20 protein-coding genes are annotated in these 22047 nt (G+C 68.6%); 10 read left to right on the top strand and 10 right to left on the bottom strand.

Going from position 1 to position 22047, the window contains the following annotated elements; translation table 11 throughout:
• Positions 1-25: 25 nt before the first annotated feature.
• Positions 26-679: a pyridoxamine 5'-phosphate oxidase gene (gene pdxH / locus AC1RVW_RS10875; protein WP_493199818.1), complete on the top strand. Its 654-nt coding sequence runs from the start codon at positions 26-28 to the stop codon at positions 677-679.
• Between the two features lie 21 nt (positions 680-700).
• On the opposite strand, the gene AC1RVW_RS10880 is transcribed toward pdxH, so the two are convergent.
• From AC1RVW_RS10880 to msrA, 6 genes are all read right to left on the bottom strand, one after another.
• A complete protein-coding gene (locus tag AC1RVW_RS10880) occupies positions 701-1651 on the bottom strand; it encodes an AEC family transporter (protein WP_081268007.1) in 951 nt (316 codons plus the stop codon).
• Between the two features lie 148 nt (positions 1652-1799).
• The gene (locus AC1RVW_RS10885) at positions 1800-3893 is read right to left on the bottom strand and encodes a TonB-dependent receptor (RefSeq protein ID WP_493199820.1); all 2094 of its coding nucleotides are present in this window, start codon (positions 3891-3893) and stop codon (positions 1800-1802) included.
• Between the two features lie 82 nt (positions 3894-3975).
• A complete protein-coding gene (locus tag AC1RVW_RS10890; RefSeq protein ID WP_285411915.1) occupies positions 3976-4362 on the bottom strand; it encodes a hypothetical protein in 387 nt (128 codons plus the stop codon).
• Positions 4363-4369: 7 nt separating this feature from the next.
• Entirely contained in the window at positions 4370-6544 is a 2175-nt protein-coding gene (locus AC1RVW_RS10895) for a TonB-dependent receptor (RefSeq protein WP_493199823.1), read from the bottom strand.
• A 79-nt stretch (positions 6545-6623) separates the two neighbouring features.
• Positions 6624-7019: a hypothetical protein gene (locus tag AC1RVW_RS10900; protein WP_081268004.1), complete on the bottom strand. Its 396-nt coding sequence runs from the start codon at positions 7017-7019 to the stop codon at positions 6624-6626.
• Between the two features lie 14 nt (positions 7020-7033).
• Entirely contained in the window at positions 7034-7585 is a 552-nt protein-coding gene (msrA, locus tag AC1RVW_RS10905; RefSeq protein ID WP_409195129.1) for a peptide-methionine (S)-S-oxide reductase MsrA, read from the bottom strand.
• A gap of 102 nt (positions 7586-7687) precedes the next feature.
• On the opposite strand from msrA, the gene AC1RVW_RS10910 reads away from it, so the two are divergent.
• From AC1RVW_RS10910 to AC1RVW_RS10925, 4 genes are all read left to right on the top strand, one after another.
• On the top strand, positions 7688-8365 hold the full coding sequence (locus AC1RVW_RS10910) for a TetR/AcrR family transcriptional regulator (RefSeq protein WP_409195128.1): 678 nt from the start codon (positions 7688-7690) through the stop codon (positions 8363-8365).
• Between the two features lie 89 nt (positions 8366-8454).
• Entirely contained in the window at positions 8455-9132 is a 678-nt protein-coding gene (locus AC1RVW_RS10915; protein WP_493199826.1) for a protein-L-isoaspartate O-methyltransferase family protein, read from the top strand.
• A gap of 13 nt (positions 9133-9145) precedes the next feature.
• Positions 9146-9481 carry a rhodanese-like domain-containing protein gene (locus tag AC1RVW_RS10920; protein ID WP_493199828.1) on the top strand — a complete coding sequence of 112 codons (336 nt, stop codon included), beginning with the start codon at positions 9146-9148 and terminating at the stop codon, positions 9479-9481.
• A gap of 21 nt (positions 9482-9502) precedes the next feature.
• Positions 9503-11047, top strand: coding sequence for a TolC family outer membrane protein (locus tag AC1RVW_RS10925; protein WP_493199830.1), 1545 nt, complete (start codon positions 9503-9505; stop codon positions 11045-11047).
• 52 nt (positions 11048-11099) lie between these two features.
• Here the strand turns inward: AC1RVW_RS10925 and AC1RVW_RS10930 are convergent, their stop codons facing one another.
• Entirely contained in the window at positions 11100-12485 is a 1386-nt protein-coding gene (locus AC1RVW_RS10930; protein WP_493199832.1) for a 3-deoxy-D-manno-octulosonic acid transferase, read from the bottom strand.
• A 4-nt stretch (positions 12486-12489) separates the two neighbouring features.
• Positions 12490-13872, bottom strand: a complete 1383-nt coding sequence (locus AC1RVW_RS10935; protein ID WP_409195126.1) for a phosphomannomutase/phosphoglucomutase — start codon at positions 13870-13872, stop codon at positions 12490-12492.
• A gap of 111 nt (positions 13873-13983) precedes the next feature.
• Here AC1RVW_RS10935 and AC1RVW_RS10940 point away from each other — a divergent pair, with 111 nt between their 5' ends.
• The 3 genes from AC1RVW_RS10940 to AC1RVW_RS10950 are packed head-to-tail and all read left to right on the top strand — an operon-like array spanning position 13984 to position 17059.
• The gene (locus tag AC1RVW_RS10940; RefSeq protein ID WP_493199834.1) at positions 13984-15576 is read left to right on the top strand and encodes a DNA-3-methyladenine glycosylase 2 family protein; all 1593 of its coding nucleotides are present in this window, start codon (positions 13984-13986) and stop codon (positions 15574-15576) included.
• A gap of 6 nt (positions 15577-15582) precedes the next feature.
• Positions 15583-16080 (top strand): methylated-DNA--[protein]-cysteine S-methyltransferase, encoded by a 498-nt coding sequence (locus AC1RVW_RS10945; RefSeq protein ID WP_285411922.1) that lies wholly within the window; start codon positions 15583-15585, stop codon positions 16078-16080.
• Between the two features lie 31 nt (positions 16081-16111).
• On the top strand, positions 16112-17059 hold the full coding sequence (locus tag AC1RVW_RS10950; RefSeq protein WP_493199836.1) for a DMT family transporter: 948 nt from the start codon (positions 16112-16114) through the stop codon (positions 17057-17059).
• 16 nt (positions 17060-17075) lie between these two features.
• Here the strand turns inward: AC1RVW_RS10950 and AC1RVW_RS10955 are convergent, their stop codons facing one another.
• The gene (locus tag AC1RVW_RS10955; RefSeq protein ID WP_081268039.1) at positions 17076-17735 is read right to left on the bottom strand and encodes a DUF1345 domain-containing protein; all 660 of its coding nucleotides are present in this window, start codon (positions 17733-17735) and stop codon (positions 17076-17078) included.
• A gap of 204 nt (positions 17736-17939) precedes the next feature.
• Here AC1RVW_RS10955 and AC1RVW_RS10960 point away from each other — a divergent pair, with 204 nt between their 5' ends.
• Positions 17940-18779, top strand: coding sequence for a hypothetical protein (locus AC1RVW_RS10960; protein ID WP_285411925.1), 840 nt, complete (start codon positions 17940-17942; stop codon positions 18777-18779).
• Positions 18780-18878: 99 nt separating this feature from the next.
• Positions 18879-20510 carry a class I adenylate-forming enzyme family protein gene (locus AC1RVW_RS10965; RefSeq protein WP_493199839.1) on the top strand — a complete coding sequence of 544 codons (1632 nt, stop codon included), beginning with the start codon at positions 18879-18881 and terminating at the stop codon, positions 20508-20510.
• Here AC1RVW_RS10965 and AC1RVW_RS10970 read toward each other — a convergent pair.
• Entirely contained in the window at positions 20495-22045 is a 1551-nt protein-coding gene (locus tag AC1RVW_RS10970) for an AMP-binding protein (protein ID WP_493199841.1), read from the bottom strand. The two genes, AC1RVW_RS10965 and AC1RVW_RS10970, sit on opposite strands and share 16 nt — an antisense overlap.
• Between the last annotated feature and the right edge of the window lie 2 nt (positions 22046-22047).

Consider the following 22047-nt stretch of genomic DNA (forward strand, 5'->3'; position numbering starts at 1 on the left):
GGAGTATGTGCGCAACAATCCCGTCATGACTTCCCCTCTTTCCAATGACGCGCTGGCCGCGCTGCGCAAGAGCTACGAGCGCGCCGAGCTCGGCGAGGCCCACAGCGAAGGCGATCCGCTGAAGCAGTTCGAACGCTGGCTCACCGAGGCCATCGACGCGCAGGTGCCCGAGCCCAATGCCATGACGCTGTGCACCGTGGGCAGCGACCTGCGGCCGTCGAGCCGCATCGTGCTCATCAAGGGTTACGACGCGCGCGGCATCGTCTGGTACACCAACTACGAGAGCCGCAAGGGCCGAGAGCTGTCGGGCAACCCGTATGCGGCGCTGCAATTCCATTGGGTCGAGCTGGAGCGCGTGGTGCGCATCGAGGGCCGCGTCGAGAAGGCCGGCGCCGACGAGAGCGACGCCTACTTCGCCAGCCGCCCGCTCGATTCGCGCATCGGCGCCTGGGCCAGCCCGCAGAGCGAGGTGATCAGCGGACGCGACGTGCTGGTGAAGAACGCGGCCCTGTTCGCCGCCAAGCACCTGCTATCGCCGCCGCGCCCGCCGCATTGGGGCGGCTACCGGCTGGTCCCTGATCGCTGGGAGTTCTGGCAGGGCCGCAAGAGCCGGTTGCACGACCGGCTGCGCTACCGGCTCGAAGGCGCGGACTGGGTGCGCGAGCGTCTCGCGCCCTGAGCCGCATCGCCAGGCCGTGCTTCAGGGCAGCCACTGCACCCAGACCATCACCAGCGTGAGCGTGCCGAGGGCCAGCACCGTCGACACCGCGACGCTGGCCGTCACCAGGTCTTCGGCGGTGCGATAGCGCTGCGAGAACAGGAACACGTTGGCGCCGATCGGCAGCGCCGCGGCCACCACCATCACCGTGAGCGGAATGCCGCGCACACCCAGCGCCCAGCCGATCGCGGCCACCAGTAGCGGGTGCAGCAGGTTCTTCACCAGCGCCTGCGTCAGCGCGCCGCGCCAGTGCCGCCCGATGGGCGTGAGCGCGAGCGTGATGCCCACCATCACCAGCGCCACCGGTCCGAAGGCCTGCCCCAGCAGTTGGATCGGCTTGTCGATGACCTCGGGCATCACGAGTCCGGTCTGCGCGAACAGCAGCCCGGCCAGGATCGGCAGCGGCACCGGATGGATGATGGCGTTGCGCAGCGCGCGCAGCACGGTGCGCGCCATCGAATGTTTCTGCGCGCCGCCGTCGGCTGCGTGCTCGCGCGCCACCGCCAGCTCCAGCACCACCGTGGCGCTGGTCAGCAGCACCAGCGAGTGCAACGAAATGAGGGTGAGCAACACCACCATGCCGTCCTCGCCGTAGGCCAGGCCGATCAGCGCGATGCCGATCATCACGGTGTTGCTGTAGGTGTTGGCCAGAGCGATCACGGCGGCCGTGCGATTGAAGCCGCGCAGCGCCATCGTGCCCGCGAACAGCAGGCCCGAGGCGATGAAGTACGCCGCCACCGGCTTGAGGCTCAGCTGCTCGACGTGCACCGTGCTCATGGCGCGGAACAGCAGCGCGGGCGCGAGCAGCAGGAAGATGAGGTTCGACAGGTCCTTCACCGCGTTGCCGCCGATCCAGCGGCGCCTTCCGGCAAGGTAGCCCGCGGCGATGAGCAGGACGACGGGAAGAAGCGAGGAGATGACGAACGAATTCACCCGGCGAGGATAGCCGAGCGTTTTTGCTCCTTCCCCTCCCGGGGGAAGGCTGGGATGGGGGCAAGCGGCGCTTGGACAAACCACGGCTTCATCCCAGGCCGCTGGCCCCCACCCCTGCCCTCCCCCAGAGGGGGAGGGAGAACAGCGGTCAGAACGTCACGCGCAGCCCGACCTTCAGCGTCCGCCCCGGCAGCGGGGCATTCGGGTACACCGTGGTCGTGAGGATCGATGTCGGGCTGTAGGCGAGCTTGTTGGTGATGTTGTCCACGCGCGCATACCAGGTGAGGTTCGCGCGCTGCACCTTCATGCGGTACGTGATGGCCGCGTTCCACAGCGTGTACGCATCGGTCTCGCGCGCGCCCACGCTGGGCACCCGGTGCTGCGCGGCGTTGTAGTCGAAGCCCAGTCGCGCGGTCCACGGGCCGTTGCCGTAGGCCAGCGTGGCGCCCAGGCGCAGCGGCGCGATGCGCGGCAGCGGCTCGCCGGTGTCGAGGTTCTTCGCGCGCACGATGTCGCCGCGCCACTCCAGGTCGAGCGTGCCGGCGTCGGCCATGCGTGCGAAGCCGTCGGCGCCCAGCAAGCGCAGGTTGCCGTTGGCCTCGATGCCGGTGAAGCGCGCGCGCACGCCGCCGTAGAGGTATTCGGCGAGCGTGTCGGGCGTGCCGGGCTCGGCCACGTTGCCTTCCGAGTCCAGCTCGCGGCCCGAGGCGGTCAGGCCGATGTAGTTGCGAAAGCGCGTGACATAGGCGTTCACGCGGGCCGTGTTGGGGCCGTCTTTCCACTGCGCGCCTAGGTCGAAGCCGGTCGACTTTTCCTTCTTGAGCGTCGGGTCGCCCACTTCCCATGCAGCCGTGGCCACGTGCGTGCCGTTGGCCAGCAGCTCGTAGTCCTTGGGCGCGCGCTCGGTGTAGGCGATGTTCGAGGTCAGTTGCCACTGCGGCGCGAGGTTGACCAGGGCACCGAACGCGGCGCTGTGCGGGTTGAAGGTGCGCTCGCCGACGGCGAAGCGCGTCACGCTCGGGTCTTCCGGGTAGCCGAGCGAACGCACGCGGACCCGCTCGGTGCGCGCGCCGAAGCTCAGGCGGCCCCACGAGGTGCCGTATTCCTCGTGCAGGAACAGCGCGGTCGAACGCGTGCGGCTGTGCGGCGCGAAGGCTTCCTCGCCGTCGGCGGCGAAACGGTTGGTCTCGCTGCTGAAGCCGACCAGGCCCTCGAAGTTGCCGATCTTCCGGTGGCGCGCCTCCAGGCGCAGGTCGTTGCTCACGTTGGAGAACGCGGTGCCCGGCTCGCGGCCCTCGAACTCGGTGTGGCGGTAGTTGGTGTGGCTCAGCTTCGCGTGGATGCTGCTGATGAAGCCGCCCGGACGCCACTCGCCTTCCAGCGCCTGGCGGTCGGACTTCATGCCGATGGTCACGTCGTCCTCGGCCACGGTGCCGTAGGTGCTGCGGTAGGTGCTGACCGACGCGCCGACCCAGCCCTGGTCGAAGAACACCGTGCCGCCGAACGCGCCGCCGTGCGCCTGGTTGGCGGAGTTGCAGATCCTGCGCGCCATCCACGGCGAGCCCGGCTTGCTGCACTCAAGGGTGATGGGCACCGACACGTCTTTCGAGTCGCGGTTGAAGGCATCGACGTGCACCGCGATGCGGTCGTTGCCGCCCTCGAGCAGCACGCCGCCGCTCTTTTCCTTGTTGCCGGTGGCATAGCCCAGGTCGGCACGGCCGCCGAAGCCGTTGATGGGCTCGGACGGAATGCGGTTGTCGATCACGTTGACCACGCCGCCGACGGCGCTGCCGCCGTACTGCAGCGCCGAAGGACCGCGCAGCACCTCGATGCGCTCGGTGACCAGTGCATCGACCGGCACCGCGTGGTCGTAGCTCAGCGCCGAGGCGTCGGGCGCGCCGCCGCCGTTCTGCAGGATGCGGATGCGGTCGCCGTCCTGCCCGCGGATGCTGGGCCGGCTCGCGTTGGGGCCGAAGTAGCTGCTGCTCACGCCCGGCAGGTTGTTCAGCGTTTCGCCGAGGGTCGATTCGGAGCGCAGCAGCAGCTTGTCGCCCGACAGCGAAGTCGTCGGCGCGATGAGGTCGCTGGCGCCGAGCGGATTGCCGGTGACGGTCACTTCGCGCAGGCTCGCGTCATCGGCGGTGGAAGGCGCAGGCGCGGTCTGCGCGTTGGCCGCACCCGCCAGCGCGGCGAGCAAAAGAACGGCAGCGCCGATGGCGTTGCGACGGAAATTGGGGATCATGAAAAACACTCGTTGAAATCAAGGGGCGACCGGCCGCCACCCGCGCAAGGCGGGTGGAGGCAGCGTCGGAACACGTGGGAAATCAGCGAGCGAGTGGTGGACCGCGTGCGTCGAACAGCACGATCCAGCGGGCGATGGCTTCGCCCTGCAGGTAGGCGAAGGTGGCCGACGGCAGCACCATCGGCAACACCACGAGCGGCACGCCGGGCATGCTGAAGCCGTGCGAGAGACGGTCGTACAGACGGCACTCGGCATCGGTCTTGTCGCCGAACAGCGCATGGATCCAGCCATGCCGCTGCGCCGGCTCGTGCCTTGCCGAGGGCTCGGCCGCGACGGTCGCAGCCGCCACGGTCCACGCGCGGTCGCCCGGCACGTGCAGCGTGGCATGCACGAGGCCGAGCGTAGCCGTCACCCACACTGCGAAGAGCAGCATGAGTGCGACGGTGCGCGACAGCCTCGGGTTCATCATGCGAGTATCAGAAGTGCGTGGTCATGCTCACGTACAGGCTGCGCCGCGTGCCGTACTGCGGCGCGCCCACGCCCACGCCGGTGCCGTCGCGCAGCAGGTAGCTCTTGTCGAACAGGTTCAGGATGGCGATGCGCCCGACGATGTCGCCGCCCGACGGCTCCTTCCAGGTGTGCGAGTAGGCGGCGTTGACCACGGCGTAGTGCGGCAGCGCCGCGCTGTTGGGCGCGCCGCCGTCGGGCGTGCGGCGCAGGCCGCTGCCGAAGATCAGGTCGCCGCTGACCTGGTTGTCGCCGAAGCGGTAGGCCGCCCCGCCCGACAGCGTGTAGGTCTGGTCGTGGTCCAGGTACACGTAGTGGTTGGCGATGTAGCTCAGCTCGTCGGCGCCGAACAGCGACTGGCTCGACACGATGTTCTTGCCCATCGCCTTCTGGTAGGCGAAGTTGGCGTAGGCCGACCAGTGGTCGTCGTTGTAGCGCGCCGACAGCTCCAGCCCGCGCGCAAAGCCCTTGGCGTAGTTGAACGGCGACAGGATCAGCGCCTGGCCGAACTGGCCTTCGTCCAGCAGGTTGGAGATGTTCTTGTAGTACACGTCGGCCGACAGCGACAGGTTGTCGTTCACCTTGTGGTCCAGGCCCAGGTCGAAGTAGTGGGTGCGCTCGGCCTTCACCGGGTCGGAATTGGCGATTTCAGGCTGGTTGGTGGTGCCGGCGTAGAGGTTGATGCTCTGCTGCGAAGCCAGCTCCTGCGGCGGCGGCGTGAAGTAGCGCGCGTAGCCCGCGTGCAGCGCCGTGTCGTCCGAGAGCTTGTACGCCAGGTTCAGCCGCGGGCTCCACTGGTGTTCCTTGGTGAACGCGTCGACGCTGTCGTAGCGCAGGCCGTAGTTGAAGGTCAGCCGGGGGTCGATGCGCCATTCGTCCTGCACATACAGGCTGGCGAGCTGGCCGACCTTGCCGGAGTTGTCGTTGATGAGCACCGGCGTGTTGCCGGCCTGCGCGCCGCTGTCGTCGACCGGGAACACGTTCACCGCATTGATGCTGCGCGTGCTCTGGCGCGTGTAGGCGCCGCCGAAGCGCAGCGTGTGGGCGTCGTTCAGCTTGTACGACGCATCGGCCTGCAGGCCGTTCGACGAGTTGGAACGCAGGGTGTCCGACGCCACGCCGTTGTAGATCAGGTCGCCCACGGCGTCGGGCAGGTAGTGCAGGTTCGAGTACTGGTGGAAGGCCGAGATCTGGAAATCCAGCGCGCCCACGGTCTTCTGATAGGACAGCGCGACGAAGCGCGTGGCCTCGGTCTGGCGCTCGCGCACGTCGGAGGACGGCAGGCCGTTGTAGCCCGTGCCCAGGTCGCTGTAGCCGGCCAGCGAGAAGGCCGGCGTCTGGTTCGGGTTGGTCGGGATCTGGAACTTGCCGTTGTAGGTGCCGAACATCAGGCCCAGGCGGGTGTCGGCGTCGAGGTAGTAGCTCAGGTTGCCGAAGGTCTTGCCCTGCCGCGTGCGGTCGTTCTGCGCGTTGAGCGTGGGCTGCGGGTTCTCGATGCCGTTGGTGTTGGACACCAGGCTGCCCGACAGGTAGTAGCTCAGGTTGCCGGTGGTGCCGTAGACCGACCCGCTTTCTTCCAGCGTGTTGTGGCTGCCGAAGGTGAAGCCGAGCGAGCCGCCGGGCTTGCCGAAGCCCTGCTTCGTCTGGATGTCGACCACGCCGGCGGTGCGCAGGCCGTACTGCGCCGGCAAGGCGCCGGTCAGGAAGTTGACCGAGTCGATGTAGCGCGTGTCCAGCGACTGGCCGAAGCCCGAGATGCCCTCGGGCAACTGCACGCCGTTGACGCGGTACTGCACGTTGCCGTGGTCGTCGCGCACGTGCAGCGAGCCGGAGGCCTTGGAGTCCTTGGCCACGCCGGGCAGGGTGAGCAGCACGTCGTCCAGCGGCGTGGCGTCGCCCTTGCCGAGCGCGTCGATGGCCGCGCGGTCGATGCGATAGACGGTCGCGCCGACCTCGGGCGAGAGCTCCATGCGCGCCTTCTTGAGGCGCTCGGACTGGATCTCCACGGTGGACAGCGTGCCCTCGGCGCTGCTGGGCGCGACGGTGGTCGTGGTGGTGGTGCTCGCGTCCTGGGCGAAGGCCGACCAGGACAGCAGGGAAAGAACGGCAATGCCAACGGCACTGCGACGGAAATTGGGAATCATGAATGGGCACTCGTTGAATCGATGAACGATCCGCAGCCGCCCGCTCAAGGCGGACAGCTACGGCCGGAACACGGGGGATTCAGCGAGTGGAAGGCGGACCGCGCGCGTCGAACAGCGCGATCCAGCGGGCGATGGCCTCGCCCTGCAGATAGGCGAAGGTGGCCGAAGGCAGCAGTATCGGCAGCACCACCAGCGGCACGCTGGGCGCCGTGGAGCCGTGCTCCAGCTGGTCGTACAGCCGGCACTCGGCATCGGTGTGCTCGCCGAACAGGCTGCCCAGCCCATGGGCCGCATGCTTGTGCACGCCGCTCTGCGATGCCTGCTGCACCTGCACCGCCGCCGCGGCCTGCGAAAGGCCCGGCACGTGCAGCGACCGGTGCATGACCCCGAGCGTGCCCGCGATCCACAACGCGAACGCCAGCGCGACGATCAACGCGCGCGACGAACGGGAGGGTGACTGGCGGGCGATGTGCACGGGTCCGGGGCCGATCAGGCCTTCAGGCGCGAGGCGAAGGTCTTCTGGAACTTCTCGACCTTCGGGCCCACGACGAACGCGCAGTAGCCCTGGTTCGGGTTGTTCAGGAAGTAGTCCTGGTGATAGGCCTCGGCCGTCGAGTAGTTGTCGAGCTTCGCCACTTCGGTGACGACCGGCGAACGGTAGGTCTTGCTGGCCTCGATTTCGCGGATGACCTCTTCGGCCACCTGCTTCTGCGCGTCGTCGGTGTAGTAGATGCCGCTGCGGTACTGGGTGCCGACGTCGTTGCCCTGGCGGTTGAGCGTGGTCGGGTCATGCACCACGAAGAAGATCTCGAGGATCTCGCGCAGGCTGATCTGGGCCGGGTCGAATTCGAGCTTCACCACCTCGGCATGGCCGGTGCGCCCGGTGCAGACCTGCTCGTAGGTCGGCTTGACGACCTGGCCGTTGCAATAGCCCGACTCCACGTCGAGCACGCCCTGCACCCGGTCGAACACCGCCTCGGTGCACCAGAAGCAGCCGCCACCGAGCACGATAGTTTCTGTGGGCGACGATGAAGAGGTCATTGCACTGCTCCGGAAGGTTGGAAAAAGACGAACCCGATATTGTCGCGGCTTGACGTGACAGATGCCGCTCACTACATTACTAACCCGCGAGTCATTAAAATCATGCCCACGCCACGATCCTTTGTCGACAAGATCTGTCCGGTCCGCGCCAAGCGCGAGCGCCGGAAAGAAGCGCGCCCCGGCGAATTGCTGGCAGCCGCGCTCGACCTGTTCGTGGAAAAGGGTTTCGCCGCCACCCGCTCAGAAGAAGTGGCGGCGAGGGCCGGTGTTTCCAAGGGCACCCTCTTCCTGTACTTCCCGAGCAAGGAAGAGCTGTTCAAGGCCGTGGTCATGGAGAGCCTGGGCGGCCGATTCAATGAGTGGAACGCCGAATTCGAGGCGTTCGAGGGCACCTCGGCCGAAATGCTGCGCTACTGCATGAACGTGTGGTGGGAACGCGTCGGCATGACCAAGGCCTCGGGCCTGACCAAGCTGATGATGTGCGAGGGCTCCAACTTCCCCGAGCTCGCGGAGTTCTACCGCCGCGAGGTGGTGCGCCCCGGCCACGACCTGCTGCGGCGCATCCTGCAGCGCGGCATCGACCGCGGCGAGTTCGCCAAGGTCGACATCGACCATGCCATCTATTCGGTGGTCGCACCCATGGTCTTCCTCATGCTCTGGAAGCATTCGGCCATGGTCTGCGTCGACGGCGCCGCGACGCTCGACCCCGAGAAATACCTCGCGACGCAGGCCGAAACCGTGCTTTACGGCCTCACCGTTCGCCCCGGAGACAAGGCATGAAGCATCTCGCAAGGCCGACCGGGCCGCGGGTGTCATCGGCGCCACCTAAAATTGAAGGTTTGTCCTGAGCCCACTAGGAAAGCCACGCCATGAACCCCACCCCCACCCTCAAGCGCTTGCGCTTCAACATGATCGAACAGCAGATCCGCCCCTGGGATGTGCTGGAGACCGACATCCTCGAACTGCTGGCTGAAATCCACCGCGAGGACTACGTGCCCGACGAGCACCGCACCCTGTCGTTCTTCGACATGGAACTGCCGCTGCTGGACGGCTCCGTGCCCGGCGAGATCATGCTGTCGCCCAAGGTCGAGGCCCGCACGCTGCAGGACCTGCACATCCAGAAGCACGAATCCGTGCTCGAGATCGGCACCGGCTCCGGCTTCATGGCCGCCCTGCTCGGCGCCCGCGCCGCCCAGGTGCTGTCGCTCGAAATCAACCCCGTGCTGGCCGCCCGCGCCGCCGAGACGCTGCGCCGCAACGGCGTGACCAACGTCGAGGTGCGCCACGCCGACGGCTCCGTTCCCCTGGCCAGCGGCCCGAGCTTCGACGTGATCGTGCTCAGCGGCTCGGTCGCGCGCATTCCGCAGAACCTGCTGGGTTCGCTGAAGGTCGGCGGCCGCCTCTCGGCCATCGTGGGCGACGAACCCATGATGCGCGCCCACTTCGTCACGCGCACCAGCGAAAGCAAGTGGGACACCATCCAGCCCTGGGACACCGTGGCCCCGCGCCTGCTGAACTTCCCCGAGCCCTCGCGCTTCTCGTTCTGAGCGGACGGCAGCCATGATCGACCAAGTCCGCCCCGTCGACCTCGCCGCCTGGTTCGCCCAGGATGCCGACGCTGCCCCGGTTCTGCTCGACGTACGCGAGCCCTGGGAGCTGCAGACGGCGAGCGTCGCGCCCCAGGGCTTCACCCTGGTCGCGATCCCGATGAACGAGATCCCCGGGCGCCTGGCCGAGCTGGGCGAAGGCAAGCGCATCGCCTGCCTCTGCCACCACGGCGCGCGCAGCCAGCGCGTGGCCGCCTTCCTGAGCCAGAACGGCTTTGCCGACCTGGCCAACGTGGCCGGGGGCATCGACGCCTGGTCCTCGCACGACCCCACGGTCCCGCGCTACTGATTCTTTCTCCAAGGACGTTCAATGCCTTCCAGGCCCCGGCTCTCGCCACTTTCCGCAGCGCTCGCAAGCACCTTCGCAGCACTGCTCGCATTGCCGGCCCAGGGCCAGACACTGAACGAACTGTATGACGCCGCCCGCAGCTACGACGCCACCTACCAGGGCGCGCGGGCCCAGTACGACGCCAACGTGGCGCGCGCCGCGCAGGCCAAGGCCGGCATCCTGCCGGCGGTCGGCCTCACGGCCGGCGTGACGCGCAGCGACATCGAGATCGACACCCTCACGGGCGCCGGGCGCGGTACCACCACCCCGCGCGACTTCAATACCCAGAACGTCGGCATCAACGCCACGCAGCCGCTGTACCGCCCGGCCAACTGGGCCACCTACGAGCAGGGCAAGCGCCAGGCAGACATCGCGCAGGCGGTGTTCACCATTGCGGAGCAGGACCTGATCGTGCGCGTGAGCCAGGCCTACTTCGACGTGCTCGCCAGCCAGGACAGCCTGGCGCTCGTGCGCGCCCAGAAGGTGGCCGTGGCCGAGCAGCTGGCATCGGCCAAGCGCAACTTCGAGGTCGGCACCTCGACCATCACCGACTCGCGCGAAGCGCAGGCCCGCTACGACCTGGTGATCGCGCAGGAAATCGCCGCCGAGAACGACCTGCAGGTCAAGAAGGTGGTGCTCGACCAGCTGGTCGGCCGCCCCGGCAGCGTGCCGGTGCCGCTGGCGGTGCCGGTGGTGCTGCCCACGGCCATGCCCGCGGACATCAACGCCTGGGTCGCGCAGGCCGACGAAGTGCACCCCGCGATCAAGCAGGCGCGCCTGGGCGTCGACGTGGCCGGGCTCGAAGTGGAGAAGGCCAAGGCCGGCCACAAGCCCACGCTGGACGCCAACCTCGGCTACAACGTCACGCGCAATCCGACCGGCACCACCACCAGCACGGTGGGCACGCGCGCCAACGCGGCCACGGTCGGCGTCACCTTCAACCTGCCGCTGTTCGCCGGCTTCGCGACCGAGAACCGCATCAAGGAAACGCTGGCGCTCGAAGACCAGTCGCGCAGCGTGCTCGAAGGCACGCGCCGCAACGTGGCGCAGGCCACGCGCGCGGCGTACCTCGGGCTGGTCTCGGGTGCGGGGCAGGTGAAGGCGCTGGAGGCCGCCGAGTCTTCCAGCCAGAGCGCGCTCGATGCGAACCGGCTGGGCTACCAGGTGGGCGTGCGCATCAACATCGACGTGCTGAATTCGCAGAGCCAGCTGTTCCAGACCAAGCGCGACCTCGCACAGGCGCGCTACAACGTGCTGCTGGGCAACCTGAAGCTGCGCCAGGCCAACGGCACGCTGACCACCGACGACATGAATGCGATCAACGCCACGCTGGCCAGCAACGCCGGCGTGCCGGCGGTGCCCTCGGCCACCGCGCCCGACCGCTCGCCGCCGCAGCAGCAGCAACCGGTGGTGCCGCCGAGCATTCCCGTGATTCCGCCGGTGCCGGTGCAGCCGTTCAATCCGCCCGCACCGACGATGCCGACGCCGCCCGTGCCGCCGGTGATCCTGAATCCGCCGGTTCGCTGAGGCATTCGTCTTTCTCCCTCCCCTTCCGGGGGAAGGAGCAATGCGGGCTCGGTCAGTCCAGCGTGGGTTCGGCGCGCGGCGGCTGGTCGTCTTCCAGCGGCGCGTTCACGGTGTCCACGGGATCGGCAGCCTGCGCGATCGCCAGCACCGCTGCCGCCGTGCGCTCGGCCGCTCCGCGGTTCGACGACGCAAAAGCCTGTGCGGCCTGGGCCATCGCCGCGCGGCGCTCGGGGTTCTCGACCAGTTTCAGCGCCGCCGTCACCGCCTGCTCCATGCCCTCGACGCGCAGCGATGCGCCCGCGGCCAGAGACAACTGCGCCGCTTCCGCGAAGTTGAAGGTCGACGGTCCCATGACCACCGGGCAGCCACAGGCCGCAGGCTCGATGAGGTTCTGCCCGCCCAGCGGCTCGAAGCTGCCGCCGAGCAGCGCCACGTCGGCCAGGCCGTAGTAGAGCGCCATCTCGCCCAGCGAATCGCCGAGCCAGATTTCCGATTCGGCCGGCTGACCCGCCGCGCTGCGCCGCGCCACCGCAAAGCCTTCGGCCTCGATCAGCGCCGCCACTTCGTCGAAGCGCTGCGGATGGCGCGGCACGATCATCCATTGCACCTCGTGCACACGCTTGGCGATGGAGCGCACCGCGCCCTGCTCCGGCGGCACCGGCGAGGTCGCGCCGAAACGCTTGAGCACTTCGAGCAGCATGCGCTCTTCGCCGTCGCGCGAGCTGGCGAGCACGACCATCGGCCGCGGCAGGTGCTCGCGCAGCGACATGGCCGTGGCGAGCTGCCGCGCGTCGGGCGTGGCGTCGAACTTGAGGTTGCCGTACACACCGGCCACCTTGGCGCCGAGCGACACGAGCCGGTGCGAATCGGCCTCGGTCTGCGCCCACACGGCGGCAAGGGCCGAGTAGGCGGGCCGCGAGAGCCAGGCAAGGCGCTCGGCGGCCGCCAGCGATTTTTCATTCAGGCGCGCATTGGCCAGCACCAGCGGAATGCGGCGCTCGGCGCAGGCGGCGGCCATCTCGGGCCAGACCTCGGTTTCCATCAGCACGCCGATGCGCGGCTGGAACTTGTCGAGAAAGCGTGCCACGGCGCCCGGCGTGTCCCACGGCTGCCAGACCTGGGTGTCGCCCGGCTCGAGCAGCTTGGCGCCCTCCTCGCGGCCGGTGGCGGTGCCGTGCGTGAGCAGGATCGGCACGCCCGGATACTGCCGCCGCAATTCGGCAATCAGGATGGCGGCCGCGCGCGTCTCGCCGAGCGAGACCGCATGCACCCAGCACTGGGCATGGCCGGTGATGGACTCGTCGTAGCGGCCGAAGCGCTCCTCGACGGCCACGCCATAGCCGGGCTCGGCCACGGTACGGCGCCGCAGCTTGCGGCGGACCAGCGGTTGCACAGCGGTGGTGAAGACGCCGTAGAGGCGCAGCAGTAGCGAACGCACAGGCTCAGTGGGCGGCTGCCGCCAGTTGGGCGTCGGGCTTGGCGGTACGCAGCAGCGCCAGCATCTCGGCCTCGATGCGCTTGAGCGCGGCATCGGTCTGGCCTTCGAAGCGCAGCACCAGCACGGGGGTGGTGTTCGACGCGCGGATCAGGCCGAAGCCGTCTGGCCAGTCGACGCGCAGGCCGTCGATGGTCGACACCTTGGCCGGCGCCGCGAAATCGGCGCTCTTCACGAGCTTGTCGACCACCGCGTGGGGCTCGCCCTCGGCGCAGGCCACGTTCAGCTCGGGCGTCGAGAAGCTGGTGGGCAAGGCATTGAGCACCGCACTCGCGTCGGGGCTCTTGCTCAATATCTCGAGCAGGCGGCAGCCCGCATAGGTGCCGTCGTCGAAGCCAAACCAGCGCTCCTTGAAGAAGATGTGGCCGCTCATCTCTCCGCCCAGCGGCGAATCGACTTCCTTCATCTTCGCCTTGATGAGCGAGTGCCCCGTCTTGTAGATCATGGCCTTGCCGCCAGCCGCCTCGATGGCCGGGGCCAGGCGCTGCGAGCACTTCACGTCGAAGATGATGGTGCCGCCCGGCACGCGCGACAGCACGTCCTGCGCGAACAGCTGCATCTGGCGGTCGGGGAAGATGTTCTGCCCGTCCTTGGTGACGATGCCCAGGCGGTCGCCGTCGCCGTCGAAGGCCAGGCCCAGCTCCGCGTCGCCCGAGGCTAGCGCGGCCATCAGGTCCTTGAGGTTCTCGGGCTTGCTCGGATCGGGGTGGTGGTTGGGGAAGTCGCCGTCGACCTCGCTGAACAGCTCGGTCACTTCGCAGCCGATGGCGCGGAAGATGGCCGGCGCGGTGGCACCCGCGATGCCGTTGCCGGAGTCGACCACGATCTTCATGGGCCGGGCCAGCTTGATGTCGCCGGCGATGCGCTTCACATAGGCCTCGGTCACGTCGACCTTGCGAACGCTGCCGCCGGGGGCGAGCTGCGCGGTGCCGGCTTCCATGGTCTTGCGCAGGCCCTGGATCTCTTCGCCGTAGATGGCGCGGCCGGCCAACACCATCTTGAAACCGTTGTAGTCCTTGGGGTTGTGGCTGCCCGTGACCTGGATGCCGCTGGAGGCCAGCGTGTGGGCCGCGAAGTACAGCATCGGCGTGGTGACGGCGCCCACGTCGATCACCTCGATGCCGGTTTCCACCAGGCCCTTGATCAGCGCTTCGACCAGCATCGGGCCCGACAGACGGCCGTCGCGTCCAACGGCCACCGACTTTTCACCGGCGGCGCGGGCGGCGCTGCCGAAGGCCCGCCCGAGTGCTTGCGCCACTTCGGCGTCGAGAGTGACCGGCACGACGCCGCGAATGTCATAGGCCTTGAAGATCGACGCGCTGAGCTGCATGGAATGCGGTTTCCTGCTGGGTTTGTAAACGGGCCATTGTAGGCAACGCCCCGGGGTGCCACATGTCCGAAAACGGCCAGTTGAAACGAGTCGAAACCGTATCATTTCCCCATGCCTTCCACCCACGCCCCCACCGAAGCGCTCGAGAGCGACGCCTGCTACCTGGCGATGAAGACGCACGACGCGCGCTTCGACGGGTCGTTCTTCACCGCCGTGACCTCCACTGGCATCTATTGCCGGCCGGTCTGCCGCGTCAAGCTGCCGCGGCGCGAGAACTGCCGGTTCTTCCGCCACGCGGCGCAGGCGGAGGCCGCGGGCTTCCGTCCCTGCCTGCGATGCCGGCCGGAGCTGGCGCCGCGCGCGGCCAGCTGGTCGACCGAGGACGCCTCCCGCATCCTCGCGCTGCAGGCCGCGCGGCTGATCGACGAGCCCGATGCATGGTCCGAGGACGGCCCCGGCGCGGCGCAGATCGCGGCCCGCCTGGGCGTGAGCGACCGACATCTGCGCCGCATCTTCGAGGCGCAGTTCGGGGTGTCGCCGCTGCAGTACCTGCAGACGCGCCGCCTGCTGGCCGCCAAGCAATTGATCGCCGACACCCGCCTGCCCATGACGCAGGTCGCGCTGGCCAGCGGCTTTGCGAGCGTGCGGCGCTTCAATGCCGCATTCGTGGAGCACTACGGCCTCAACCCGAGCGCACTGCGCCGTGCCGGCGGCGCGGCAGTGGAAAGCGGCGCGGGCCGGGCCATCGAGGTGCGGCTGGGTTTCAGGCCGCCTTACGACGACAACGCCATGCTCGGCTTCTTCGCGCGCCGTGCGCTGCGCGGCATCGAAGTGGTGGCCACGGCCGACGGCAAGGAGCCGGCCAAGGGCAGCACGCCCGCCTATGTGAAGCTGGCACGCACCCTGCGCATCCAGCAGGGTGGGCAGGCGCATGCCGGCTGGCTGCAACTGCGCTTCGACCTCGAGCGCGAACAGGCGCTGCTGTCGGTCAGCGACTCGCTGGCCGCCGTGCTGCCTATCGTCATCAGCCGCGCCCGCGCGCTGTTCGACCTCGACGCAGAGCCGATGGCCATCAACGCCGCGCTGCATGCGGCCTTCCCGCACGGCGACGGCCTGCGCGTGCCCGGCGCGGTCGACGGCTTCGAGCTGGCGGTGCGCGCGGTGCTGGGCCAGCAGATCACGGTGGCCGCGGCGCGCACGCTGGGCTCGCGGCTGGTGGCGGCATTCGGCGAAACCATCGCGACGCCCATCGAAGGACTCGACCGGCTGTTTCCCACGCCGGCCGCAATCGCCCAGGCGAGCGGCGACGCGCTGGGGCAGCTGGGCATCGTGCGCCAGCGGCAGGCCGCCCTGCAGGCCATCGCCCGCGAGGTCGCGGACGGCAGGCTGGCGCTGCATGCGGGGGCCGACGTGCCCTCGACCATCGCGGCGCTGCAGGAACTGCCCGGCATCGGCGCCTGGACCGCGCAGTACATCGCGATGCGCGCACTGCGCTGGCCCGACGCCTTCCCGGCCGGCGACGTTGCGTTGCAGAAGGCGCTGGGCGTGACCACCGCGCGCGCTGCCAGCGAGGCCTCGCAAGCCTGGCGCCCCTGGCGCAGCTACGCGGTGCTGCGCGCATGGCACGCGCCTTCGGCGCCCTCCACTGCTACCGCGGCCACGGCTGCGTCTCCCCTCATCACCACGGCAGGCCTCACCGCCTGAAATGCCATGAAGTTCAAGAGCAAGCTCATCTACACGTCGCACATCGATACGCCGCTGGGCGGCATCACGATGGCGGCGACCGACCAGGGCCTGGCCGGCGTCTGGTTCGACCAGCAGCGCCACTGGCCCGACACCACGGGCTGGATCGCCAAGGACGACCACCCCGCGCTGGTGGAAGCGGCCGCGCAGCTGCACGACTACTTCGCCGGCAAGCGCGACCACTTCGACATGAAACTCGACCTCTCGCACGGCACCGCGTTCCAGCAGAGCGTGTGGCAGCAGTTGCTGACAATTCCGGCCGGCGCCACGCTCACCTACGGCACGCTGAGCGCCAAGCTCGGCAACCCCACCGCGGTGCGCGCCGTGGGCGCGGCCGTGGGGCGCAACCCGATCAGCGTGATCGTGCCCTGCCACCGCGTGCTGGGCGCCGACGGTTCGCTGACCGGTTACGCTGGCGGGCTCGAACGCAAGACGGCCCTCCTGGAACTGGAAGGCGCGCTGTAAGGCAACCACCAGGAAGAACGAAAAAAGCCGCATGAGCACAACGAACAACAACATTCCCGCCAAGGCCGTCGCGCCCGCCAAATCCGCAGCGTGGCTTGTCGATTTGGTACTGCTGGGGGCACTCTGGGGCGCATCCTTTCTCTTCATGCGCATCGGCGCGGCGGAGTTCGGCGCCTTGCCGACGGCGGCCGTGCGGGTGGCCATCGCGGCGCTGTTCCTGCTGCCCATTGCGCTGCTGCGCGGACAGGGCCCGGCCATCGCAAAGCACTGGAAGGCCAGCTTCGCGGTCGGCGTCTTCAATTCGGGCATGCCGTTCGCGCTGTTCTGCTTCGCGCTGCTGACCATCAACACCGGCCTGGCCGCGGTGCTCAACGCCACCACGCCGATGTTCGGCGCACTGGTGGCCTGGGCCTGGTTCCGCGAACGGCCCGCGGGCTCGCGCATCGTGGGCCTGGTGATCGGCTTTGCCGGCGTCGCGATGCTCGCGAGCCGCAGCGCCGGCCTGCATGCGGGCGCCACCGGCCATTCGGCGCTGTGGGCCGTGCTCGCCTGCCTGGGTGCGTGCCTGTGCTACGGCATCTCGGCCAGCGCCACGCGCCGCCACCTGGGCGGCGTGCCGGCCCTGACGACGGCCACCGGCAGCCAGATCGGCGCCACGCTGTTCCTGGCCATCCCCGCCTTCTGGCTGTGGCCTGCGCAGATGCCGAGCCTGCGCGCATGGCTCGCGTTGCTGGCGCTGGGCATCGCCTGCACGGGCATCGCCTACATCCTGTTCTTCAGGCTGATCGAGCGCGCCGGCCCCGCACGCGCACTGACTGTGACCTTCCTGGTGCCGGTGTTCGCGCTCTTCTACGGCGCGGTGTTCCTCGACGAGCGCATCACGCAGTGGATGCTGATCTGCGCGGCCGTCATCGTTTGCGGCGTGGCGCTGTCGACCGGCATCGTCAAGTTCGGCCGGCCGCGCAAGGCCGCGGCCTGAGCATCCCGCCGCGCGCTCAGGAAAAGGCGCTGGCCACCACGTTGACCGACAGGGCCAGCACCAGCATGTTGAAGGTGAACGACAGCACGCTGTGGATCAGCGTGATGCGGCGCATCTCCTTCGACGTGGCCTGCACGTCGGAGACCTGCGAGGTCATGCCGATCACGTAGGAGTAGTAGAGAAAGTCGAAGTAGTCGGGGGCGTCGTCCTTGCCCGGAAAGTCGAGGCCGCCGTCGGGCCTGCCGCTCTTCTGGTCGATGTAGTAGCGGTGCGCGTAATGGAACGCGTAGATCGAATGCATCATCAGCCACGACCCCGCGAGCGCCACCAGCCCGAGCGCGACGTGCGCGGCACGCTCCCAGCCGTCGAGCTGCTTGACCTCCTGCAGCAGCATGGCGATGGCCACCACGCTCACGCCCACTGCCACCAGCATCGACACCAGGATCACCACGTTGGGCTGGTCCAGCGACTGCGCGCGCTCGCGCGTGCGGCGCGCGTCGAAGGTTTCGGCCAGCCACCAGGTGAGCACCTGGTAGACCAGCACGCCGGCACACCATCCGGCCAGTCCGCGCGCCATGCCGCTCATGGGCCATGGCACCAACGCGACCGCGGCGCCCGTGAGACTGCCGTAGAGAAGACGCTGGGGCCCGGTGGTGGTGGAGAGGTGTTCGCGCATGCGGCGACTGTAGCGCCGCACACGTGCCCGTGACGGCAAAAAACTCGCGCAGTCGGCGACCATCAAGAAAGTCCTACACACGCAGCCGCCGAGCGCGCATGTAATTGATCACGCGCTTCCACTACCTTGCCGGCCGCCCTCAGGGAGCTGCTCCGGAATGCGCATGCGCGAGGCTTTTCTTTTCCATCTGAAGGATCCATTTTCATGTTGCAGCTTCATTCCCGTCCTTTCGACTGGACCGTCCGCTTCGGCGCCATCGGCGCGCTCGTCGGCACAGGCTTCCTGTTCGCCGCCGCGCCCGCACTCGCCGATCCGTCGCCGGCGCTCGACCGTTTCAGCTTCTCCGTGGGCGGCTACAACGCCGACCCCAAGTTCAACGCTTCCGTCAATTCGCCCTACGGCTCGCTGCAGTCGGGCGACATCAAGCCCGGCCGCGTGACCATGCCGCGCGTCAGCGCCGACGTGCTGCTCGGCGACAGCCAGGGCATTTCCTTCGACTACTACCAATACAAGCGCGACTACTCGGGCGGCATCGCGAGCAACAACAGCTTCGGCAGCTTCGGCTCGCTCAACACCTTCGGCAACGCCAACATCAGCACCAAGCTGGACTTCGCCAAGCTGTCGTACAAGTGGTGGATCGGCAGTGGCAACACGGTGCTGGGCCTGGGCGCCGGCGCGGCCTACTACCGCGCGACGCTGGGAGCGAGCGCCAGCGCCGTGGTCAACGGACAGGTCGGCACGTACAGCCAGAGTTCGAGCGACAACGCGATCGCGCCGCTGCTGGAAATCGGCGTGCGCCATGCCATCACGCCGGACCTCCGGCTGTTCGCAGACGCCTCGGGCGTGTGGAAGAACGGCGGCCGCTTCCACGGCAACATCTACAACGCCTCCGCGGGTGTGGAGTGGTTCCCGGTGAAGAACGTCGGCTTGGTGCTCGCCTACAACGTGACCAACATCGACCTCACCCGCGACGCCGACTTTGCGGACACGCGCCTGAAGGTGCGGCTGCAAGGCCCCTCGGCTTTCCTGAAGGCCCGCTTCTAGGCAAGGCCGCAGCGGCTGCGCGCAGCCAGTCTTCGCAAGACGCGACGCGGGGGCCGGCCTTAGGCTGCGCCTCAACGAACGAAGAACGGAGACACAAGCATGCCTGCAGCCACCACCACGGCCGTCACCAGCCTCGCGCCCTCGTCGGCCCCGCGCCTTCACGCGCGCATTTCACGCGTAACCCTGGGCGACGTGATCCATCGCTCCGCGCGCCGCTTCGGCGAGCGCACGGCGCTGATAGAGGGCGAACATCGCCTCTCCTACCGCGCGCTCGACGCGGCGTCGAACCGCTTTGCGCACCACCTGCTGGGCCTCGGCCTCGCCAAGGGGGCGCGCGTGGGCATGCTGTGCAACAACTCGACCCAGATGGTGATCGCCATGCTGGGCATCCAGAAGGCCGGGCTGGTGTGGGTGCCGATCAACACCGCGCTGGCGGTGGACGCCATCGGCTACATCCTTGCGCACGCCGAAGTGCGGCACGTGGTGATCGACACCGCGCTGCATACGAAGCCGGAGCTGCGTGAACTGCTGCAGGCCACGGGCGTGTCTCCCCTGCTGTGCGTGCTCGACGGCGATACGCCGCCGCCGGGCCTGGCGACGGTGCCGCAGGCCATCGCGCAAGGGCCAGAGACGCTGCCCGACGTGGGCATCGACAGCACCGACCTCGCGCTCATCATGTACACCAGCGGCACCACCGGACGCCAGAAGGGTGTGATGCATTCGCACGCTTCAGTGCATTCGGTGCTGCTCAGCAACATGGTCGAATGGGGCAGCAGCCCCGAGCGCGCCGATGTGTGGAGCAGCGTGCTGCCGCTGTTCCATTGCGGGCAGCACACGGTGCTGATGTCGGCGCTGTCGGTGGGTGGCGCGGTGGTCGTGCTGCGCGGCTTCGACCCCGGCGCCATGCTGGCCGCCATCGAGCGCCACAGGATCACCGTGGCCGTGGGCCTGCCGATGATGTACGGCGCGCTGCTGGCCCATCCGCAGCGCGCCTCACGCGACTTGTCGAGCCTGCGGCTGTGCGTATATGCGATGGCGCCGATGTCGCGCACGCTGCTGCTGCGCCTGCTCGACGAGTTCTGCCCCAGCTTCGCGCTGGTGTCGGGCCAGACCGAGATGTATCCGGGCGCCACCATCTTCGAGGCGAGCGAGCAGCGCAAGCGCTTCGGCTCCTACTGGGGCGTGGGCACGCTGGTGAACGAGGTCGCGGTGATGGGCGACGGCGGCGAACTGCTGGCCCCCGGGCAGGTCGGGGAGATCGTCTTTCGCGGGCCCAACGTGATGCTGGGCTACTACAAGGACCCGGAGGCCACCGCCAATGCCCAGCGCTTCGGCTGGCACCACTCCGGCGACCTCGGCAGGATGGACGACGACGGCCAGCTCATCTTCCTCGACCGCCTGAAGGACATGGTGAAGTCGGGCGGCGAGAACGTGCCCTCCATCAAGGTCGAGGAAGTGCTGCTGCGCCACCCGGGCGTGATGAACGCCGCCGTGGTGGGCCTGCCGCACGAGCACTGGGGCGAGGCCATCACCGCCTTCGTGACGCGCCGCCCCGATGCGCCCGCGGACTTCGACGAAGCCGCGCTCACGGCGCACTGCAAGGAGCACCTCGGCGGCTTCGAGGTGCCCAAGCAGATCATCTTCCTGGCGGCATTGCCGATGACGTCCACCGGCAAGATCCAGAAGTTCGAACTGCGCAAGGCGCACCAGGACAACTACACGCGCGGCTGACCGGCGGCCTTCAGCAACGTCGCGCGCACGTCTTTCTTCAGCACCTTGCCCACCTTGGAGCGCGGCAGGTCGAGCCACACCTCGATCTGCTTGGGCGCCTTCACGCTGCCGATGCGCGACTTGGCGAAGGCCTTGATCTCTTCCACGTCGACCTGCCGCCCGGCATGCAGTTGAAGCACGGCCACCACGCGCTCGCCCCACTTCTCGTCGGGCAGGCCGACCACCGCGCTGTCCTGCACGTCCGGGTGCTGCATCAGCGCCTGCTCCACCTCGGCGGAGTAGACGTTGAAGCCGCCGGAGATGATCATGTCCTTCGCGCGGTCGACGATGTACAGGTAGCCGTCGGCATCGAGGTAGCCGATGTCGCCCGTGTGGTGCCAGCCGAAGCGGCTCGCTTCCTCGGTGGCGCGCGGGTCCTTGTAGTAGCCCTGCATCACGAGCGAGCCGCGCACCACGATCTCCCCGCTCTCGCCGGCGGGCAGCAACGCGCCGTCGCCGTTCATCACGCCCACCTGCACCAGCGGGCCGGGCCGGCCGGCAGAGGAAAGCCGATGGCCCGCAACCGTGCCGTCTGCGTTGAAGTGCTCGCGCGGCGACATCATCGAGATCATCATCGGCGCCTCGGTCTGGCCGAAGAGCTGCGCCATGACGGGGCCGATCTTGTGCAGCGCCTCCTCGAGCCGCGCGGCCGACATGGGCGCGGCGCCATACCAGAAGCATTGCAGCGAATCGAGCTGCGCCGAGGCGAGCTGCGGATGCTGCAGCAGCATGTAGATGAGCGTGGGCGGCAGGAAGGTGTGGGTGATCTGGTGCGACTCGATGAGCCCGAGGAACTCGCCCAGGTCGGGCCTGGGCATGATCACCACCCGCCCGCCGAGCGCCATCACCGGCAGGCACAGCACGCCGGCCGCATGCGTGAGCGGCGCAAGCGCCAGGTAGGCGGGCCGGCCTTCGAAGGGATAGCCCATGAGCGTCAGCGCCGACATCGCCTCGAGGTTGCGGCCCGACAGCATCACGCCCTTGGGCTGACCGGTGGTGCCGCCGGTGCCGGCGATCATGGCCACGTCGTCGGGCGGCGAGATGTCGATGGGCGAGTCGTCCAGCCCTTCGAGCCAGTCTTCCAGCGAGGGCGCGAAGGGCTGCCGCCCGTCGAGGCAGACCAGCGCCCGCAGCCTGGGCAACTGCGGGCGCATCTGGCCGACCATGTCGGCGTAGTTGCCGTGGAAGAGCAGGCACGTGCAGTCGAACGCATCGAGCACGAAGGCGTTCTCGCTCGCCTCGTTGCGTGGATTGACCGGGCACCACACGCAGCCCGCGCGCGAGATGCCGAACACCGTGGCGAAAGCCGTCGCGTCGTTGCTCGAGAGCACGGCCACCTTGTCCCCCGGCCGCACGCCGGCGCGCTGCAGGCCGCGTGCCACGCGCCAGCTGATGCGCTGCACCTGGGCGTAGCTCAGGTCGGTGGTGCCCAGGGTCAGGCACGGCGCATGGGCACCCAGCTGGGCGCCCTTGTCGAGGTAGTCGACGAGGCGCATGG

Source organism: Variovorax sp. MPBD4-3 (assembly GCF_058809745.1).

Excerpts from the sequence above, each read along its gene's own strand:
- AC1RVW_RS10895 (WP_493199823.1), bottom strand. The coding sequence starts at position 6,544 with ATGATTCCCAATTTCCGTCGCAGTGCCGTTGGCATTGCCGTTCTTTCC.
- AC1RVW_RS10960 (WP_285411925.1), top strand. The coding sequence starts at position 17,940 with ATGTTGCAGCTTCATTCCCGTCCTTTCGACTGGACCGTCCGCTTCGGC.
- AC1RVW_RS10915 (WP_493199826.1), top strand. The coding sequence starts at position 8,455 with ATGAACCCCACCCCCACCCTCAAGCGCTTGCGCTTCAACATGATCGAA.
- AC1RVW_RS10890 (WP_285411915.1), bottom strand. The coding sequence starts at position 4,362 with ATGATGAACCCGAGGCTGTCGCGCACCGTCGCACTCATGCTGCTCTTC.
- AC1RVW_RS10965 (WP_493199839.1), top strand. The coding sequence starts at position 18,879 with ATGCCTGCAGCCACCACCACGGCCGTCACCAGCCTCGCGCCCTCGTCG.
- AC1RVW_RS10945 (WP_285411922.1), top strand. The coding sequence starts at position 15,583 with ATGAAGTTCAAGAGCAAGCTCATCTACACGTCGCACATCGATACGCCG.
- pdxH (WP_493199818.1), top strand. The coding sequence starts at position 26 with ATGACTTCCCCTCTTTCCAATGACGCGCTGGCCGCGCTGCGCAAGAGC.
- AC1RVW_RS10910 (WP_409195128.1), top strand. The coding sequence starts at position 7,688 with ATGCCCACGCCACGATCCTTTGTCGACAAGATCTGTCCGGTCCGCGCC.
- AC1RVW_RS10935 (WP_409195126.1), bottom strand. The coding sequence starts at position 13,872 with ATGCAGCTCAGCGCGTCGATCTTCAAGGCCTATGACATTCGCGGCGTC.
- msrA (WP_409195129.1), bottom strand. The coding sequence starts at position 7,585 with ATGACCTCTTCATCGTCGCCCACAGAAACTATCGTGCTCGGTGGCGGC.
- AC1RVW_RS10920 (WP_493199828.1), top strand. The coding sequence starts at position 9,146 with ATGATCGACCAAGTCCGCCCCGTCGACCTCGCCGCCTGGTTCGCCCAG.
- AC1RVW_RS10940 (WP_493199834.1), top strand. The coding sequence starts at position 13,984 with ATGCCTTCCACCCACGCCCCCACCGAAGCGCTCGAGAGCGACGCCTGC.
- AC1RVW_RS10970 (WP_493199841.1), bottom strand. The coding sequence starts at position 22,045 with ATGCGCCTCGTCGACTACCTCGACAAGGGCGCCCAGCTGGGTGCCCAT.
- AC1RVW_RS10925 (WP_493199830.1), top strand. The coding sequence starts at position 9,503 with ATGCCTTCCAGGCCCCGGCTCTCGCCACTTTCCGCAGCGCTCGCAAGC.
- AC1RVW_RS10955 (WP_081268039.1), bottom strand. The coding sequence starts at position 17,735 with ATGCGCGAACACCTCTCCACCACCACCGGGCCCCAGCGTCTTCTCTAC.
- AC1RVW_RS10885 (WP_493199820.1), bottom strand. The coding sequence starts at position 3,893 with ATGATCCCCAATTTCCGTCGCAACGCCATCGGCGCTGCCGTTCTTTTG.
- AC1RVW_RS10950 (WP_493199836.1), top strand. The coding sequence starts at position 16,112 with ATGAGCACAACGAACAACAACATTCCCGCCAAGGCCGTCGCGCCCGCC.